Source organism: Methylobacterium sp. GC_Met_3 (assembly GCF_026540775.1).
Classification (GTDB): domain Bacteria; phylum Pseudomonadota; class Alphaproteobacteria; order Rhizobiales; family Beijerinckiaceae; genus Methylobacterium.
Genome location: NZ_JALNUL010000002.1, coordinates 420,094 through 437,050, shown reverse-complemented (window position 1 = coordinate 437,050; position 16,957 = coordinate 420,094). Strand labels below are relative to the sequence as shown.

At 69.4% G+C, this 16,957-nt stretch carries 15 protein-coding genes; 7 read left to right on the top strand and 8 right to left on the bottom strand.

Going from position 1 to position 16,957, the window contains the following annotated elements:
* Positions 1-131: 131 nt before the first annotated feature.
* Positions 132-1,706: a 2-isopropylmalate synthase gene (locus OXS27_RS05405; RefSeq protein ID WP_243920894.1), complete on the bottom strand. Its 1,575-nt coding sequence runs from the start codon at positions 1,704-1,706 to the stop codon at positions 132-134.
* Positions 1,707-2,124: 418 nt separating this feature from the next.
* Here OXS27_RS05405 and leuB point away from each other — a divergent pair, with 418 nt between their 5' ends.
* From leuB to ubiB, 3 genes are all read left to right on the top strand, one after another.
* The gene (leuB, locus tag OXS27_RS05400) at positions 2,125-3,234 is read left to right on the top strand and encodes a 3-isopropylmalate dehydrogenase (protein WP_243920896.1); all 1,110 of its coding nucleotides are present in this window, start codon (positions 2,125-2,127) and stop codon (positions 3,232-3,234) included.
* A gap of 237 nt (positions 3,235-3,471) precedes the next feature.
* Positions 3,472-4,257, top strand: a complete 786-nt coding sequence (ubiE, locus tag OXS27_RS05395) for a bifunctional demethylmenaquinone methyltransferase/2-methoxy-6-polyprenyl-1,4-benzoquinol methylase UbiE (protein WP_243920898.1) — start codon at positions 3,472-3,474, stop codon at positions 4,255-4,257.
* A 166-nt stretch (positions 4,258-4,423) separates the two neighbouring features.
* Positions 4,424-5,986: a 2-polyprenylphenol 6-hydroxylase gene (ubiB, locus tag OXS27_RS05390; protein WP_243921343.1), complete on the top strand. Its 1,563-nt coding sequence runs from the start codon at positions 4,424-4,426 to the stop codon at positions 5,984-5,986.
* A gap of 11 nt (positions 5,987-5,997) precedes the next feature.
* Here ubiB and OXS27_RS05385 read toward each other — a convergent pair whose 3' ends face one another.
* Positions 5,998-8,958, bottom strand: coding sequence for a response regulator (locus OXS27_RS05385; RefSeq protein ID WP_267354775.1), 2,961 nt, complete (start codon positions 8,956-8,958; stop codon positions 5,998-6,000).
* Entirely contained in the window at positions 8,955-10,187 is a 1,233-nt protein-coding gene (gene zapE, locus OXS27_RS05380; RefSeq protein WP_267354773.1) for a cell division protein ZapE, read from the bottom strand. Before zapE ends, OXS27_RS05385 begins: the two co-directional genes overlap by 4 nt.
* Before the next feature lie 303 nt (positions 10,188-10,490).
* Between zapE and OXS27_RS05375 the strand changes: the two genes are divergently transcribed.
* A complete protein-coding gene (locus tag OXS27_RS05375; RefSeq protein ID WP_267354771.1) occupies positions 10,491-11,084 on the top strand; it encodes a GNAT family N-acetyltransferase in 594 nt (197 codons plus the stop codon).
* A 29-nt stretch (positions 11,085-11,113) separates the two neighbouring features.
* On the opposite strand, the gene OXS27_RS05370 is transcribed toward OXS27_RS05375, so the two are convergent.
* A complete protein-coding gene (locus OXS27_RS05370) occupies positions 11,114-11,875 on the bottom strand; it encodes a ComF family protein (protein ID WP_267354769.1) in 762 nt (253 codons plus the stop codon).
* Between the two features lie 27 nt (positions 11,876-11,902).
* A complete protein-coding gene (locus tag OXS27_RS05365; RefSeq protein ID WP_267354767.1) occupies positions 11,903-12,145 on the bottom strand; it encodes a hypothetical protein in 243 nt (80 codons plus the stop codon).
* A 168-nt stretch (positions 12,146-12,313) separates the two neighbouring features.
* On the opposite strand from OXS27_RS05365, the gene OXS27_RS05360 reads away from it, so the two are divergent.
* Together OXS27_RS05360 and OXS27_RS05355 are read left to right on the top strand one after the other, a co-directional pair.
* Positions 12,314-13,204, top strand: a complete 891-nt coding sequence (locus tag OXS27_RS05360) for a methyltransferase domain-containing protein (protein WP_267354765.1) — start codon at positions 12,314-12,316, stop codon at positions 13,202-13,204.
* A complete protein-coding gene (locus OXS27_RS05355) occupies positions 13,201-13,563 on the top strand; it encodes a DUF427 domain-containing protein (protein WP_267354763.1) in 363 nt (120 codons plus the stop codon). The genes OXS27_RS05360 and OXS27_RS05355 overlap by 4 nt, the downstream gene beginning before the upstream one ends.
* A 21-nt stretch (positions 13,564-13,584) precedes the next feature.
* Here the strand turns inward: OXS27_RS05355 and OXS27_RS05350 are convergent, their stop codons facing one another.
* The gene (locus tag OXS27_RS05350; RefSeq protein ID WP_267354761.1) at positions 13,585-15,111 is read right to left on the bottom strand and encodes a DUF6880 family protein; all 1,527 of its coding nucleotides are present in this window, start codon (positions 15,109-15,111) and stop codon (positions 13,585-13,587) included.
* Positions 15,112-15,158: 47 nt separating this feature from the next.
* Positions 15,159-15,398: a hypothetical protein gene (locus OXS27_RS05345; protein ID WP_243920916.1), complete on the bottom strand. Its 240-nt coding sequence runs from the start codon at positions 15,396-15,398 to the stop codon at positions 15,159-15,161.
* 134 nt (positions 15,399-15,532) lie between these two features.
* On the opposite strand from OXS27_RS05345, the gene OXS27_RS05340 reads away from it, so the two are divergent.
* Entirely contained in the window at positions 15,533-15,790 is a 258-nt protein-coding gene (locus OXS27_RS05340; RefSeq protein ID WP_267354759.1) for a hypothetical protein, read from the top strand.
* Between the two features lie 105 nt (positions 15,791-15,895).
* Here the strand turns inward: OXS27_RS05340 and fabI are convergent, their stop codons facing one another.
* Complete coding sequence (gene fabI / locus OXS27_RS05335) at positions 15,896-16,726, bottom strand: enoyl-ACP reductase FabI (RefSeq protein ID WP_243920920.1); 831 nt, start codon at positions 16,724-16,726, stop codon at positions 15,896-15,898.
* Positions 16,727-16,957: the final 231 nt, after the last annotated feature.

The following is a 16,957-nucleotide window of genomic DNA, read 5'->3' as shown; positions in this document are numbered from 1 at the left end:
TCAGCTGCTCTACCAACTGAGCTATGCGCCCGATCGCATTTGCGATCCACCCCGGCGGCCACCAAGTCCGCTGGGGTGGCGGGCTGATACCAACGCGGCCGGGGGCTGTCCACCCCCAGCCGCTCTTTTTCTCATTCCGCCGCTGCATGCTGTGCATGCACGCGCACCGCGTGGGCCGACAGCTTGTTCAGCGCGGAGAGATACGCCTTCGCCGAGGCGACCAGCGTGTCCGGGTCGGCGCCGCGGGCCGTGACGCTGCGCTCGCCATCCCGCAGGCGCACCGAGACCTCGGCCTGCGCGTCCGTCCCGCCCGTCACCGCGTGGACTTGATAGAGCTCAAGCTGCGCCTGATGCGGCACCAGCGCCGAGATCGCGTTGAACACCGCATCCACCGGACCGTTGCCGTCCGCTTCCTCTATTCGCGTGCCGGTCTCGTCGGCGATGCGGAGCGTTGCCCGCTGGGGGCCCCGGGTGCCGGCGATCACCGACAGGGAGACCAGCCGGATCCGGTCGTGGGCCGTGGCGAGATTCTCATCCACCAGCGCCGCGATATCCTCGTCGTAGACATGCTTCTTCCGGTCGGCGAGCGCCTTGAACCGCTCGAACGCGTCCTGGAACTGGTTGTCGGACAGGTGCAGGCCGAGATCCTCCAGCTTCGAGCGGAACGCCGCCCGGCCGGAATGCTTGCCCATCACCAACGAGGTCTTGCTCAAGCCGACAGAGGCTGGGGTCATGATCTCGTAGGTCTCGGAATTCTTGAGCATGCCGTCCTGGTGGATGCCGCTCTCGTGCGCGAAGGCGTTGCGGCCGACGATCGCCTTGTTGAACTGCACGGGGAAGTTGGTGGCGTGGCTCACGAGCTTCGACGCGCGGGTCAGCATGGTTGACTCGACACCGGTCTCGTAGGGCAGCACGTCCGAGCGGGTGCGCAGCGCCATCACGATCTCCTCGAGCGCCGCGTTGCCGGCCCGCTCGCCGATGCCGTTGATCGTGCACTCGACCTGCCGGGCGCCGCCTTCGATGCCGGCCAGCGAGTTGGCGATCGCGAGGCCCAAGTCGTTATGGCAATGGACCGAGAACACGGCCTTGTCGGCGTTCGGCACGCGCTCGCGCACATTGGCGAACATGTCGCGATACTCGCCGGGCGTGGCGTAGCCCACCGTGTCGGGCAGGTTGATCGTCGTGGCACCGGCCTTGATGGCGGCCTCGACGCAGCGGCACAGGTAATCGAGCGGCGTGCGGGTCGCGTCCATGGCCGACCATTCCACGTCCTCGACGAGGTCGCGGGCCTGGGCCACCGTCTTGAGGATGATCTCGACCACCTCGTCCTGGCTCTTGCGCATCTGGTGCGCAAGGTGAATCGGCGAGGTCGACACGAAGGTGTGGATCCGCGCGCGCTGGGCGTGCCGCACCGCCTCGCCGGCCCGGGCGATATCGGCGGGAATCGCGCGGGCGAGGCCCGCGATGGTGGCGCGCTTGGTGCGCTTCGCGATCTCCGACACCGCTTCGAAATCGCCGATCGAGGCGATTGGAAAGCCCGCCTCGATGATGTCGACACCCATGGTGTCGAGGAGTTCGGCCACCGCCAACTTCTCGTCGAACGTCATGGTGGCGCCGGGGCATTGCTCGCCGTCGCGCAACGTGGTGTCGAAGATGAGGATCCGGTCGCGGGCGGTGGTGCTGGTCGCGGAGGTCGTCGAAGTCATGGTCTTACCCTGTCGCGGGCCGCCCGGCATGTGGCGCGGCGCGGCGTGATGCCCAGGCGGGCGGGTTCGCGAATGTGAGACAATCCCCTGAAGGCCCAGGCGCGCGCGCCCGGACGGCCCTCAGGGGCGGGTAAGCGGAAGCGGAAGGCGAAGCCCGGCGCGGCGCGCACGGAGCCGTTGCACCGTAGCGGCGGTGCGGACGGTCTCGGTCGCTGAGCCGGCTCTGGCCAAGGCTCGTCTCTCCCGGGTGGGGCGCGGACGGCACAAGGCAGCATACGCGCGGTAAGCGACGGCGTAGCGCTTGGATGTCCGAAACACAAGGGCTGCGCCGGCAACGAGGGTGCGGACGCCTTGCCAATCGCGGTCCCGCCTCGATAAAGCCCCGCCAGCCCGTCGAGACAGAATCCGCGAGACCGCCATGGCCAGCTACAAGCTCCTGCTCCTCCCCGGCGACGGGATCGGCCCGGAGGTCGCGGGCGGCATGCAGGTCGTGCTGGACGCGCTGAAGGAGACCGGGCTCGCCACCTTCGAGACCGAGACCGACCTCGTGGGCGGCTGTGCGCTCGACGCCCACGGCCTCCCGATCTCGGACGCGACGATGGCGCGCGCCAAGGCCGCAGACGCGATCCTGCTCGGCGCAGTCGGCGGACCGAAATGGGCGGGCGTTTCTTACGAGAACCGTCCCGAAGCCGGCCTTCTGCGCCTGCGCAAGGATCTCGACCTGTTCGCCAATCTGCGCCCCGCGATCTGCTACCCGGCGCTGGCCGAGGCTTCGGCCCTGAAGCGCGAGCTGGTCGAGGGCCTCGACATCATGATCGTCCGCGAGCTGACCGGCGGCGTCTATTTCGGCGAGCCGAAGGAGATCACGGTGCTGCCGGACGGCTCCAAGCGTGCCGTGGACACCCAGGTCTACACGACCGGCGAGATCGAGCGGATCGCCCGCGTCGCCTTCGACCTCGCGGCCAAGCGCTCGGGCCGGGTCGCCTCGGCCGAGAAGCACAACGTGATGAAGTCGGGCGTGCTCTGGAAGGAGGTCGTCACCAAGCTCCATGCCGAGCATTACGCCGACATCCAGCTCGAGCACATCCTGGCCGACAATTGCGCCATGCAGCTCGTGCGCCGACCGAAGCAGTTCGACGTGCTGGTGACCGACAACCTATTCGGCGACGTGCTGTCCGATCTTGCCGCGATGCTCACCGGCTCGCTCGGCATGCTGCCCTCGGCCTCGTTGGGCGCTGTCGATGACAGCGGCCTGCGCCGGGCGCTGTACGAGCCGTGCCACGGTTCGGCGCCGGACATTGCCGGCCAGGACAAGGCCAACCCGATCGCCATGATCGGCTCGCTGACCATGTGCCTGCGCTACTCCTTCGGCCTCGGCGACGCCGCCGACGCCCTGGACGGTGCCATCACCGACGCGCTCGCGGGCGGTGCGCGTACCGCCGACATCGCTGGCGAGGGCACGAACCCGATGGGCACGCGCGCCATGGCGGCTGCGGTGGCGGATGCGTTGCGAGCCCGCGTGGGCTGAACGCGCACGGGGCCGATCCCAGCCTTTGCGAACGCAGCAACATGGCATGGCGTCATGCTCGCAAGATCGGGCTGCCCCGGAACGCTTCGCTTGTGATGACGAACGGGGCTGCTTCGACCGAAAGGCAGCGCAGATGGCAGCGGCTCTGCGGGGCGCCCATCCCCAGCCGCGTGTTTCGACGCATGGCGGTTGGGGCTGACCTTCGCTAAGACCCGGCGATTGAGGAATGGGAGCGTCATGACGGTCGAAGACGGGGCATCCGAGCGCGCGAGCGCGGATTTCGGCTTCGAGCGCGTGGCGCTCGACGAGAAGCAGGAGCGCGTCGACAGCGTCTTCCACTCGGTGGCCCGCCGCTACGACATCATGAACGACCTGATGTCGGCGGGCCTGCACCGGGCCTGGAAGGCGCAGCTCGTTTCAATGCTGCGTCCGCCGCAGAATCGCGCCTTCGCCCATCTCGACGTGGCCGGCGGCACCGGGGATGTGGCGTTCCGGGTGCTCGCCGCCGGCGGCCCGCGCACCCGAGTGACGGTGCTCGACATCAACGAATCGATGCTGCGGGTCGGCGCCGAGCGGGCGCGGGAGCGCAAGGTCGACGAGGCCGGCGACCGGATCGCCTTCGTGACCGGCAATGCCGAAACCCTGCCGCTGCCGGACGCGGCTTTCGATGCGTATACAATCGCCTTCGGCATCCGGAACGTGCCGCGGATCGAGACGGCGCTCGCGGAGGCGCGGCGGGTTCTGAAGCCCGGCGGGCGCTTCCTGTGCCTGGAATTCTCCGCCGTCGATATCCCGCTGCTCGACCGGATCTACGACGCCTACTCGTTCAACGTGATCCCACGGATCGGCGCCCGGGTCGCGGGGGATGCCGATTCGTATCGCTACCTCGTCGAGTCGATCCGGAAGTTCCCGACGCGCGGCGCCTTCGCCGGCATGATCGAGCGCGCCGGGTTCCGCCACGTCACCGACCGGGCGCTCACGGGCGGGATCGTGGCGATCCATTCGGGCTGGAAGGTCTCCTGATTTTGGCCGACAGCGGTTTCCCCTCCCCCTTGTGGGGAGGGGTCAGGGGTGGGGGGGGCGCAGTAGGCGCCGCAGCATCCCATCCTGCACCACCCCCACCTCCGGCTCCTCCCCACAAGGGGGAGGAGAGTGCCTCTGCGTGGAACGGTCTTGGGGTGGCCTCTCGATGATCAGCGCCGCCATCAATCTGTTCCGCGGCGCCCGGGTCGGCTTCGTGCTGGCCCGCGAGGGCGCGCTGGCCTTCGCCGATCCCGCGGAGCTGCCGCCCCACCTGCGCCTCGCCCTGCGGCTTGGCCGTTCCCTTGAGAAGCCCGGCCGGAGTGATGGCGCGGTCGGGTTGTCGGCGGCGCTGACCCGGCTGGGCCCGTCCTACGTGAAGTTCGGCCAGTTCCTGGCGACGCGGCCCGACATCGTCGGCATGCGCGCGGCTTTCGACCTTGAGAAACTGCAGGACCGGGTCCCGCCCTTCCCGCAGGAGATCGCCCTGCGTGTGGTCGAGGCGGCGCTCGGCAAGCCGGTCAGCCAGCTGTTCGTATCCTTCAGCGAGCCGATCGCGGCCGCCTCGATCGCACAGGTCCACAAGGCGATCGTGCAGGATTCTGACGGCACCCAGCGGGCGCTGGCCGTGAAGGTCATGCGGCCCGGCGTGCGCGAGCGGTTCAATCGCGATCTCGAGGTCATGCGCTTCATGGCCCGGGTGGTTCACGCCCTCTCCCCGCAGGCCGAACGCCTGCGCCCGCGGGAGGTGGTCGAGATCCTGGCCCGCTCCGTGATGATGGAGATGGATTTCCGCTTGGAGGCGGCGGCGGCCTCGGAGCTGGCGCAGAACACGAAGGACGACACCGATTTCCGCGTCCCGAAGCCCGAATGGGAGCTGACCGCCCGCGAGGTGTTGTCGGCGGAATGGATCGACGGGACGCGCCTTCACAGTGCCGCCGAACTTGCCGCCCAGGGCCATGATCCACAGGCGATCGGCCGGACCGTGATCCAGAGCTTCCTCCGGCAGGCGATCCGCGACGGGTTCTTCCACGCCGACATGCACCAGGGCAACCTGCTCGTCGATGCCGAAGGCCGGCTCGTGGCGGTCGATTTCGGCATCATGGGCCGGCTCGGGCACAACGAGCGCCGGTTCCTGGCCGAGATCCTGCTCGGCTTCATCCTGCGCGACTATCGCCGGGTCGCGAAGGTGCATTTCGAGGCCGGCTACGTGCCGTCCCACCATTCCGTCGAGGATTTCGCGCAGGCCATCCGGGCGATTGGGGAGCCGATCCACCAGCGCCGGGCCGACGAGATCTCGATGGCCAAGGTGCTGACGCTGCTGTTCGACATCACCGCCCTGTTCGACATGAGCACCCGCACCGAGCTGGTGATGCTCCAGAAGACCATGGTGGTGGTCGAAGGCGTCGCCCGCTCGCTGGATCCGAAGCTGGACATGTGGACCACGGCCGAGCCGGTGGTGCGCGCCTGGATCGCCCGCAACATGGGGCCGGTCGGGCGCGCCCAGAGCGGCCTCGAGGCGCTGCGCGTGGTCTCGGATGTCGTGAGCGATATTCCCGATCTCGCGATGCGGCTGAAGCGCGTGCTGGTCCGCCTGGACGAGGCCGGCACGGGCGATGCGCGCAGGCTGGAAGGGTTCGCCCGGGATGAGCGTCAGCGAGCGGTCTGGTCGACCCTGGCACTCTGGGGCATCGCCATCGGGGCGCTGGTGATGGCCTTCCGGGGTCTTTGACGGGGCAACGCTCAGGCCGCGTCGGCCTGCGACGGCATCAACCCGCGCAGGGCGTTCACCAGTTCACCGAGCCCAGTCGTCCCCTTGGCCAGGACCCGATCCGCCCGGCCTGCCAAGCGGCGCCGGTCCTCCGCGGTGATGTCCTTGGCGGTCAGCACCACCACCGGAACGTCGCGCCACTCCGGGCGCTCCCGCAGCTGGCGCAGGAAGGTGAAGCCGTCCATCTCCGGCATCATCAGATCGAGGAGGATCAGCCCGGGCCGCTCCCCCGCCATCCGGTCCAGCGCGTGGACACCATTCTCGGCCTCACGCACGGGAAAGCCTTCGCGCTGCAAGTAGGCGCAGATATGCGCGCGGACATCGGCCTCGTCCTCCACGACGAGGATCGGGCCCTCGCCCCCCGCGGGCCGGAACCGGTCGACGATCTGGCGGAGGTTGCCCCAGTCGATCGGCTTCTGGATGTAGTCGGTCGCGCCGAGCGAGAACGCGAAATTCTGCTCGTCCAGGATCGTCACCATCACGATTGGCGTCGACCCGATCTCCGGGTCGGCCCGCAGCGCCCGCAGCACGTCCCATCCGTCCATCTGCGGCATGGTCACGTCGAGGAGCACTGCCCGCGGACGCAGGCTGCGGGCGAGTTCGAGCCCGCGCCGCCCGTCCTCGGCGATCATCACCGAGAACCCTTCGCGCTCGAGGAATCGGGCAAGGAGGTCGCGCGTCGCCGCATCGTCGTCGATCACCAGGATGTTGTTGCGATCGGCGACTACGCTGGCAACGTCGTTCGGGGCCGCCATCTGCGCATCCGGAGCCTGCAGCGGCAGGGTCAGCGTGAAGGTGGTGCCCACGCCCTCGCGGCTCTCCACCGTGATCGTGCCGCCGAGCATCTCGGCGAAGGCCCGCGTGATGGCGAGGCCGAGACCGGTGCCGCCGAACCGGCGCGTGGTCGAGGCGTCGGCCTGGATGAAGCGCTCGAACAGCTTGCCCACCTGCTCGGCATTCATGCCGATGCCGGTATCGGCGACGGCGAAACGCAGCGTATCGCCGGCCCGGGCGACCGCCAAAGTGATGCGGCCGTTCTCGGTGAATTTCGCGGCGTTGCTGAGCAGGTTGATCAGGCACTGGCGCAGCTTGGTGACGTCGGTATGCGCCTTGCCCAGGTCGTCGGCCAGATCGAGATCGAGGGTGTTGCCCTTCTTGCCGATCAGGCCGTCCACGGTCGTGGCAACCTCGCGCACCACCGTGGCCACGTCGAACTCCTCCGCGAAGATCTCGACCCGATCGGCCTCGATCTTCGAGATGTCGAGCACGTCGTTGATCAGGCCGAGGAGGTGCCGTGCGTTGGACTCGATCTTCTTCATGTCGGAGATCAGCCCTGCCTCGCCGAGATCTTCGAGCTCCTCCTGCACCATCTCGGAATAGCCGATCACGGCGGAGAGCGGGGTGCGCAGCTCGTGGCTCATATTGGCCAGGAACTGGCTCTTGGCCGTGTTGGCCGCCTCGGCGGCCGCGCGCGCCGCCTCGATCGCGGCTTCGGCCTCCTTGCGCTCGGTGATGTCGGTATGCGTGCCGACCCACTCGCGCAGGGTGCCGTCCGACTCGACGATCGGGACGGCGCGCACGCTCATGTGCCGGTAGGCACCCGAGGCTGTGCGGATCCTGTGTTCCGTCACATAGAGGTTGCGGGTCGCCACCGCCTCCCCCCAGGCCGCCCGGGTGTGCTCCCGATCCTCGGGATGGACGGCGTCGAGGAAGCCGAGGCCGGCATAGGCCGCTTCGTCCTGCCCGGTGAAGTTGATCCAGGCCGTTTGGCGACGCTGCAGGCTCCCCTCCGGATTGGCTGTCCAGACGATCGCGGCGCTGGCCTCGATCAGGGAGCGGAAGCGCTCCTCGCTCCGGCGCAGCCGGGTCTCCGCGAGGTAGCGGATGGTTTCGTCGACCACGACGAGGCCGACCCCCTCGACATCCTGGCTCTCCGGCCCGGCGGTGGCCTGTGCACCGCGCAGCGGATAGAAGCTCATTGAGAACTGGCGCAGGCCGCCCGGCGCAGAAGGCGTCGGCACCGCGACCGGAACATCGGGCGAGACCAGCCCGTCCTTGAGCGCGGCGGCCAGCTTCGGCGCCAGCTCCTCTCGCAGCGTCGGCAGCATCGCCCAGATCGGAGCACCGAGATCGGCCCCGAATCCGCGCTCGCTCATCGTGGCCAGCGCCCGGTTCATGTGGCGAATCTGAAGGTCGCGGTCGAGGAAGCCGAGTCCCACGGGCGCATTCGCCAGCACGCCGTCGAGGAGCCGCGACATGCGCAGCGATTCCTGGCGCCGCACCAGCGCGAGGCGCGCGAGCAACCCGATCGCACCGAGCGCGGCCGCGCCAGACAGCAGGAACAGGATCAGCCCGCGGCGTTTCGTGCGGATCTGAAGGTCGGCGAGCGTTTCGGCCGCCACCGCCTGCCGGGCGGCGGCCTCCATGCGGATCGCGTCCATCTGGCGTTTGCCCTCGCCGGTCCGGACGAGATCGGTGGCCGCGTCGAAGCCCTGGTCACGCCGTGCCGCGATCACCCGCGCGGCGAAGTCCCGCTTCTGAGCGATCAGGCCCGCCAGAGACGGGCCCCCGGCCCGAACCGGCTCCTGCGCAGCCGCGCCGAGGGAGGACAGCTCTGCCTCGATCTTGGGAAGAGCCGCTGTGTAGGGCGTCAGGTACTCGTCGCTGCCGACCAGCACGTATCCGCGCTCGGAGGTCTCGAGATCCTTCACCTCAGAGATCAGGCGCTCGACATCGGCGATGACGGCGTTGGTCCGCGCCGTCGCTGTCCGGTCGGCTTCTCCGGCCAGGTAGTTCGCCGTCCCGGCCGCGATGGCGACCAGAAGGAGGATGAAGGCCGCGGGCGAGCCGAGGAGCGCCCCCAGCGGACCGGCGCCGCGCCAGTTGCGCCGCCGCAGGCGGAAGATCGAACCAACTCTCGGACGCACGCTCATGTCTCGACCAGTCCCGTGCTCGCGCCGGACGCTTCAGAATCGGGCTTGCCGTGCGGCAGGGCGAGGTATTCCCGCGAGCGCATCTCGATCAGGCGGGAGACGGTCCGGTCGAATTCGAAGGCCTCCCGACCGGTTTCGGCGGTGTAGAGATCCTGCGCCTCGGCCGCCGCCGAAGCCACGAGCTTCACGTGCCGGTCATAGAGCGTGTCGATGAGCGTGATGAAGCGCTTGGCCTCGTTGCGCTCCGCCTCGGCCATCACCGGGATCCCGTCGAGGATGATCGTGTGAAAGGCGCGGGCCAACGCCATGTAGTCGGACGCGCCGAGGGGCTGGCGGCAGAGATCGTCGAAGCCGAAGCGCGCCACGCCGCCCGCCGCCTCGGGGATCGCAACCTCCCGCCCATGGACCGCCACGGTTGCCGGCTGGCCCTTCGCCTTTCCGGTCAGGCCCTTGAAGGCGGTGTCGAGGGCCGCGCGGGCCTCGGCCCCGGCCGGGACGTGGTACACGGCCGCCCCGCCGAGCTTTTCCAGGCGGAAATCGGTGCGCGAATCGAGGCGTAGCACCTCCACGCGCTCCTTCAGCGTGGCGATGAAGGGCAGGAACAGCGCCCGGTTGAGACCGCCTTCGTAGAGCCGGTCCGGCTCGACGTTTGAGGTCGCCACCACCGTCACACCACGCCGGAACAGGTGACCGAATAGCCGGCCCAGCATCATCGCGTCGGCGATGTCGGTGACGGTGAACTCGTCGAAGCACAGGAGCGTGGCCTCGTCGGCGAGCTGATCGGCCACCGGCCCGATCGGGTCGTCACCCTTGGCGGTGCCGGCTTTCACGGCTTGGCGATGCGCGTGGATCCGCTCGTGCGCGTCGGCCATGAAGCCGTGGAAATGGACCCGGCGCTTCGGCTCCGGTGCCGCCTCGTGGAACAGATCCATCAGCATGGTCTTGCCGCGCCCGACCGAGCCCCAGATGTAGAGCCCGCGGGGCGTCTCGGCCTCGTCCTTTCGCCGGAACAGCCAGCCCAGCGCGCTCGACTTGCTGGCGCGCTTGCGGCGCTGGAGGTCCTGGACCAGCCGGTCGAGGGCGCGGACGAGCCGGGCCTGCGCCGGATCCCGCTCGATGGCACCCGTGGTGACGAGGGCTTCGTAGCGCTCGTGCACCGGCCCCGGTGAAACGGCTCCGGCGCGCGCCTCCGGCGACGGCGTGATGTGCAGGCCGGATCTGTCGTTCACGCCGCTGGTCCCTCGCAGCCCGCCGCTTCGCCGATCAGGCGCCCCGTGCCCGCGTGGACGGCGACAGACCGGGCCTTTCCTGTGCCGGGGAAGCCCAACCTGAATCAAGCCCGCGATGCGCGGCCGGAGAGCGCAAGCGCCGGGATTGCAAGCCTTTCGCAAGTCAGCGCATGGCAGCCGCGCACATGTGCGGCCCGGCAGTCTGCCGCATTGCACAATGAAGCTCCGAATGCGACATCAACCGCGGTTCTCGGGAGGGACGTCCGGATATCTGCGCGCGAGCGCTTAGACCGGAGGCCCATCATGGCCACTTTAGCGCGTGACGAACCGGTCCGCAGCGTCCGGCGCCTATGGCCGGCGGACCGGAATGCGGTTCTCGACTACTTCCTCCGCCTGGATCCCGAGACCCGGGCCAGCCGCTTCATGGGCAACGTCAGCGAGGCCGGCGTCCGCGCCTACGCGGAGCAAGCCGTCAAGGCCGACGGAATGATGTACGGCGCCTTCGTGGAGGGCGTGCTTCGCGGACTCGGTGAGCTCCGGCCGATGGCGCCGTGCCCGTCCCGCTTCGTGCTGGGCCCCCGGGCGGAAGCGGCATTCGCCGTCGAGCTGGCGTTCCGCCGACGCGGCCTCGGCGCCGATCTGTTCGCGCGGATCGCCCGAGCGGCGCGCCACCGCGCCGTCGTCGATCTGCACGTGCGCTGCCTGTCCGGGAACGGCCCGATGCTGCGGCTCGCGGCGAAGCACGGGGCGGCCCTCCAGTATGCCGGCAGCGAGATCGACGGGGCCCTCCATCTCGAGCGACCGACACCATTTTCACTCTGGTATGAAGGCATCGCCGAGGCGTTCGACTTCGGCCTGGCAGTCAGCTTCCCGAACCGGATTGGCGCGACAGCCTGAGGCGCCTGCGCGCTTCGGCAACACAGCGCCTATCCGACGGTGTCGCCCACCAGCGCGAAGGTCAGGAGATCCACTGAGGCAGCCCCACCGCGCAGGAGCGCACGGGCTGCGGCATTGCCGGTCGCGCCGGTCGTCGTAACGTCATCGACCAGCAGCACCCTGCGCCCGCGGATCCGATGGGCTTCGGCGGGCGGTACCCGGAATGCGCCGCTCAGGTTCTCGGCCCGTGCCGCCTGGCTCAGTCCGACCTGGGAGCGTGTCGCCCGGGCACGTTCGAGGGCCGCCGGGACAAAGGGACGGTCCGCATCGGCGGCGATCACCTGGGCCAGCAGGGCCGCTTGATTGAAGCGACGGCGCCAGAGGCGGGCGCGATGGAGCGGCACCGGCACAAGGCATTCGGCTTCCGCGATCAGGCCTCGACCACTGGCCGACATCATCCGGGCCATCACCTTCCCGAGATCGAGACGATCCTCGTACTTCAGGCGATGCACGAGGCGACGCGCCACCGAATCGTAGAGGGCAACGGCCCGGCACCGGCCGAAGACCGGCGGCTCGGCGATGGCGCGGGGTGAGAGCAGCGGCCCGATCCCCAGATCCACTGCGAAGGGCGTTCCATAGCGCTGGCAGACCGGCTCCTCGATCAGGCGCAGGCCCGACCAGCAACTTGGGCAGAGGGCACCGGGATCGGCCGTCGCCGCGCCGCATCCTGAGCATGCGGGCGGGTAGATCAACGACAAAGCCCCGCGCGGTATTCCGCGCAGGGCTGCAGCGACCGTCCGGATCGCCGTCATCACACGTCCGGAACGACTAGCTTGGTGTTACTGAGCCGAAACGGGCCGTGCCTGCGGGGCCATCTGCTGCTGGTCCTGGCGGGCCTGGGAATTGGCGCGGTGACGACCGATGGCGCAGCCGGCGGCGGCGCCGACCAAGCCGTGATGGCCAGCGTAATGGCCGGCGATGCCGCCGACGATTGCGCCCTTGATGCAGCCCTTCGCCTGTGCGCCGCCCGCGGCGGTGAGGGCGGCGAGGGCCACGGCGGCTCCGATGAGCGTGCGCTTCATGAGGGTTGCTCCCAGTCAATCTCGGCCATTATGGCCAGCTGCAGCAGGAACGGCAGGCCACCCCGGTCGTTCCGCCCTTCGGCCGCAGCTCACGAATCTGTGCTGTAACGGCGGCATCATGCGTCCCGGGTGCTGGCGGGAGGCTGTCGTGAGCGCCATGTGCGCGGGATGGATCTGCCCGCCACCCTGTTCGATACCCCCATCGCCCGTCAGCGGCTCGGCCGCGCCGTCCGGAGCGGTTATGCCGGCTTCCTCCTCGACCGCCTGACCGAGGATCTGGACGACCGCCTGGGCGCCGTGTTGCGCAGCTTCGCGACCGTGCTGGACCTCGCCACCCCGATCCCGGCCGCCGGACCGATCCTCGCGCGCCGGTATCCGCAGGCGCAGCATATCCGGCTCGCGTCGCTGCCCGAGCCGGGTGGCAACAGGATCGTCGGCGATCCGGAGCTGCTGCCGCTCGCGCCCGACAGTCTCGACCTCGCGGTCTCGCTGCTCGCCCTCCACGGTGTGAACGATCTTCCCGGGACCCTGATCCAGCTTCGCCGGGCCCTCCGGCCGGACGGCCTGTTCGTCGGATGTTTCCTGGGCGGCGCCACCCTTACGGAGCTGCGCCAGAGCTTCGGCCAAGCCGAGAGCGAAGTCGAGGGCGGGATCAGCCCCCGGGTCGCCCCCTTCGCTGCCGTGCGCGAGGCGGGGGCCCTGCTGCAGCGGGCGGGTTTCGCGCTTCCGGTCGCCGACACCGATACCCTGACGGTGCGCTACGCCGATCCGTTCAGCCTGATGCGCGACCTGCGCGCCATGGGCATGACCAACATCCTCACCGAGCGGCGGCGGACTCCGCTGCGCCGGGCGACACTCCTGCGGGCCGCGGAGATCTATGCGGCGCGCTTCGCGGACCCGGACGGGCGCGTGCGGGCGACCTTCGAGGTGCTGTGGCTTTCGGGCTGGGTGCCGCATGCTAGCCAGCAGAAGCCTCTGCGGCCGGGTAGCGCCAAGTCGCGCCTCGCCGATGCTCTCGGAACGATCGAGTTGAAACCGGAGGCAACAGAATCACCATGAAGATACCCGGACCCGACCATCCGATCACCGTCACCCCGGAGCCGCGCCGCGTCCGCGTCATCGTAGCCGGCACGATCGTGGCGGATACGCGCGCCGCCCTGCGGCTGGAGGAAGCCCGATATCCACCGGTCTTCTACATTCCGCGCCGCGATACGCTCGCAGACGCCTTCGTGCCGTCGGCGCGCACCAGCCACTGCCCCTACAAGGGCGACGCTGGCTACTTCGATCTCTCGGTCGCCGGGACACGGCGTCTCGATGCTGTGTGGAGCTACGAGGCCCCCTACCCCGCGGTCGAGGCGATCCGCGAGCATGTGGCGTTCTATCCGGATCGCGTCGACGCCATCGAAGTCATGGACTGATCGACCCGACGGTCGGAGCGGCTAGGCGCGGACCAGGCTCCAGAAGCCGTATTTGCGGCCGTGGTCGCGTTTCAGCTTCGCACGGTAGCCCGCCGAATCCGGCTTGATAGCGTCCGCCTCGAGCCTCTCCGCCAAGCCGTCGAGCTCCGCAAGGTAGCGCGCGGCGTGTGGGTAGGCCGGGCTGCGGCCGTAATCGAGGATCCCGTCGATCAGGCGACGGTAGAGGATCGTGGCGGCCAGGGGATGGTCCTGGGCCAGCACTTCGGCGGCCGGCGCCAGGATATTGTACTGCAGGGCCCCGTTCCAGACCGTCGGATGATCCGTCACCAGACGGGCGGCGCGTCGTAGATCCGGCCACGTTGTCAGGAACGCGAGGGCTCGGTGCTGATCCGGAAAGGCGCCGGCGTGGTCCAGCGCGCGGTGCAGCGCCTCCTCGTCCTCGAAATCGGGCAGCTTGGCGAGGAAGCCGCGCAGCATGGGGGCGTCGAGTTCTCGTTCGAACCGGCCCCACCGCAGATCCTGCGCCTCCGCCATCCGGCCGAGGGCGTCGAGGATCTCGATCTCGACCACCAGCCGCTCGCGCTCGGGCACCCGCGGGTCGAAGCTCGCGATCAGGTCTGCCCGTGTGGTCGCGCGGCGTGCGTCGGGTTCCGGCTGGCGCCGAATCCAGTCGAGCGCTTCCTGCGCGCGGCCCGCGCCGAGCAGACGTTTGGCGATCTCGGTCCGGTTCTCGGACCCGGGCGCGATCTGGCTCTCGATCGCCACGTAGGCGTCGGCATCACCGCGGCGGTCGGCGATGGCCTGGCGCAGGCGCAGGATCTCCGTCTTGTTGTCCAGCCGGTATGCGGCTGCGCGCTTCCGCCCGTGGCCGGTATCGGGACGCGCGATGGCTTCGGCCAGTCCCGCGTCGATCTCCGCAAGGGCGTCCACCGGCAGGACCGACACGGTCTCCCCCAGGAGGGCGCCGAGCGGCCCGAACGGATCGTCGGTGAACGGGCGCACGAGGCCCAGTGCGACGCGCGCCGCGGCTTCGGGGGGCAACGCGCCCGCGATCTCGACGTAGGCCGCGGAGGCGCGCTCGAAGATGCCCTGAATCGCACCGTTGCCGTCGTCCACCCGGTCGAGCACGAGGTCGGCAGCTTCGAGGAAACGGCGGAGCCGGTCGAGGGCGGCGCCGGGATCGAGGGACCGCAGCTCGTTCACGATCACCGTGACGACGGCGCTGAGATCGGCCGCGAAGGCCCGGCGCTTCTGCCAATCGATGTAGCTCTGGGCACCTTCGAGCGCCGTCAGCCGCCGGTCCACGATCGCGGCAACGGCCTCCGGCCCCTGGAGCGAAGCGAGCGCCGCGCTGACCAGCTTCTTGAAGCCGGGATTGCGCGCCGTCTCGCCCAGGATGAGGCCGATCAGGCGGTCGGGGCCCAGCGCCGCCAGGGTCTCGGTCGACGGCGTGGTACGCCGCGCGCCCTTCGGCAGGGGTGTCTTCGCAGGCACCTTGGAAGGCGCCTTGGAAAGCGCCTCCGGCTTCACCGCTCGCGTTCGCACCACGACCACTCCTGTCGATGCGCACGGATCCGCATGGCCGCCGCGCGACTCTACTCGACGACCTTGGCGCGCGGCCGGTCGCTGCCCTGGGCGGTCTCGTCGTGCCAGCCGCCGGCCTGATCCTGATAGCGGATCCCCTCGGTCGAACCTGGCACCTGCTGCTCGGCCGCCGCGGCCTGGGCTGCCTGGAGTGCCTCATCCCGGCTCGGGAAGGTCTCGGAGAACACGTCGCCGACCTTATAGGCGAAGCCACCGTCGTGCTCGACGATGCGATAGGTAACCTCAGACATCACGCCTCCTGTACGCGTCCATGATCGTTGAGCGCGAACCCGCCGGACGCGCCACGGTTCCAGCGCGTGCCCGGCACCGGCCTCCGATCCGCCGGAAAGTGGCGCTAGGGCGGTGCGATCCCGGTTGGGCCAAGATGACGATGCAGCTTCGAACGATCCTCGCCCTCACCCTTCTCCTGGCCGCGCGGCCGGCCAGCGCCGAGGAGGGGTTTTTCGACAAGCTGTTCGGCGGCTCATCGCGGGGGGCGCCGCCCAACCCCTTTGCCTCGAATTACCCGTCGGCCCCGCCGACGGCGGACGAGGTCCGGGCCGAACGCCAAAGGCGGCCCGGTCGCGCCGAGCGCGGGACGCAGGCTGCGCCGCTGCCCCCGGGCCGCGTCCCCGAGGAATGAAGTTCAGAGCACTCGCCGCCGAAGTGGACGCCGGTTCGGCGCAAGAGAGCGCGTCAAAACAAAGACTTAGAGCCGTACTCGATGGCAACGCGATCGGGCACGGCCCTAGCCGTCGCCCATGACGCCGGCGGCGTCCTGCGCCTGAAGCACGTCCGGGCGCGGCATCGAGATGATGTTGTAGCCGGCATCCACGAAGTGGACTTCGCCGGTCACGCCACCGGAGAGCGGCGACAGCAGGTAGAGCGCCGAGCCGCCGACATCCTCCATGCTGACCGTACGACGCAGCGGGGCGTGGGCGCGCTGATGGTTGAACATCAGTCGGGCATCGGCGATCCCGGCGCCCGCCAGCGTGCGCATCGGACCGGCCGACAGGGCGTTCACCCGGATCCCGTCGGGCCCGAGGTCGCTGGCCAGATAGCGGACCGAAGCTTCGAGGGCCGCCTTCGCGACACCCATCACGTTGTAGTTCGGCATGACCCGCGTCGAGCCACCGTAGGTAAGCGTCAGCAGGGAGCCACCCTGTTTCATCCGCTTGGCGGCGCGCTGGGCGATTTCCGTGAAGGAGAAGCAAGAGATCGTCAGCGTGCGCGCGAAATTCTCGCGCGTGGTGACGTCGACGTAGCGGCCCTTGAGCTGCGCCTTGTCGGAGAAACCGATGGCGTGGACCACGAAGTCGAGTTCACCGCCGAACCGCGCGTCGAGCGCCTCGAACGTGGCGTCGACCGAGGCGAGATCCTCGACGTCGCAGGGCAGGACGACATCCGAACTGAGCTGTGCGGCGAGCGGGGTAACACGTCGGCCCAAGGCCTCGCCCTGATACGTGAAGGCGAGCCGGGCTCCCTCAGCGTGCAAAGCCTTGGCGATACCCCAGGCGATCGAGTGATCGTTGGCGACGCCCATGATCAGGCCGCGCTTGCCCGCCATCAATCCTGTCATGCCGACACATGTCCCGAACGAGCGCACCGACCCCGGAAACGGAGGCGGGCCGCGATGTGCTCGACCGAACCGCGGCAGGGTGCCTTACCGTGCCTCGCCCCGTGCTCCAAACGCGCCGACGCTGCACAGCCGACAAAAAAGCCCCGCCTGTCGGCGGGGCGTTCACGAACCTGCGCGCAGAGTCAGAAGTAGCCTTCGGTCTCGGCACTCGCCGCATCGATCAGCGCCTGC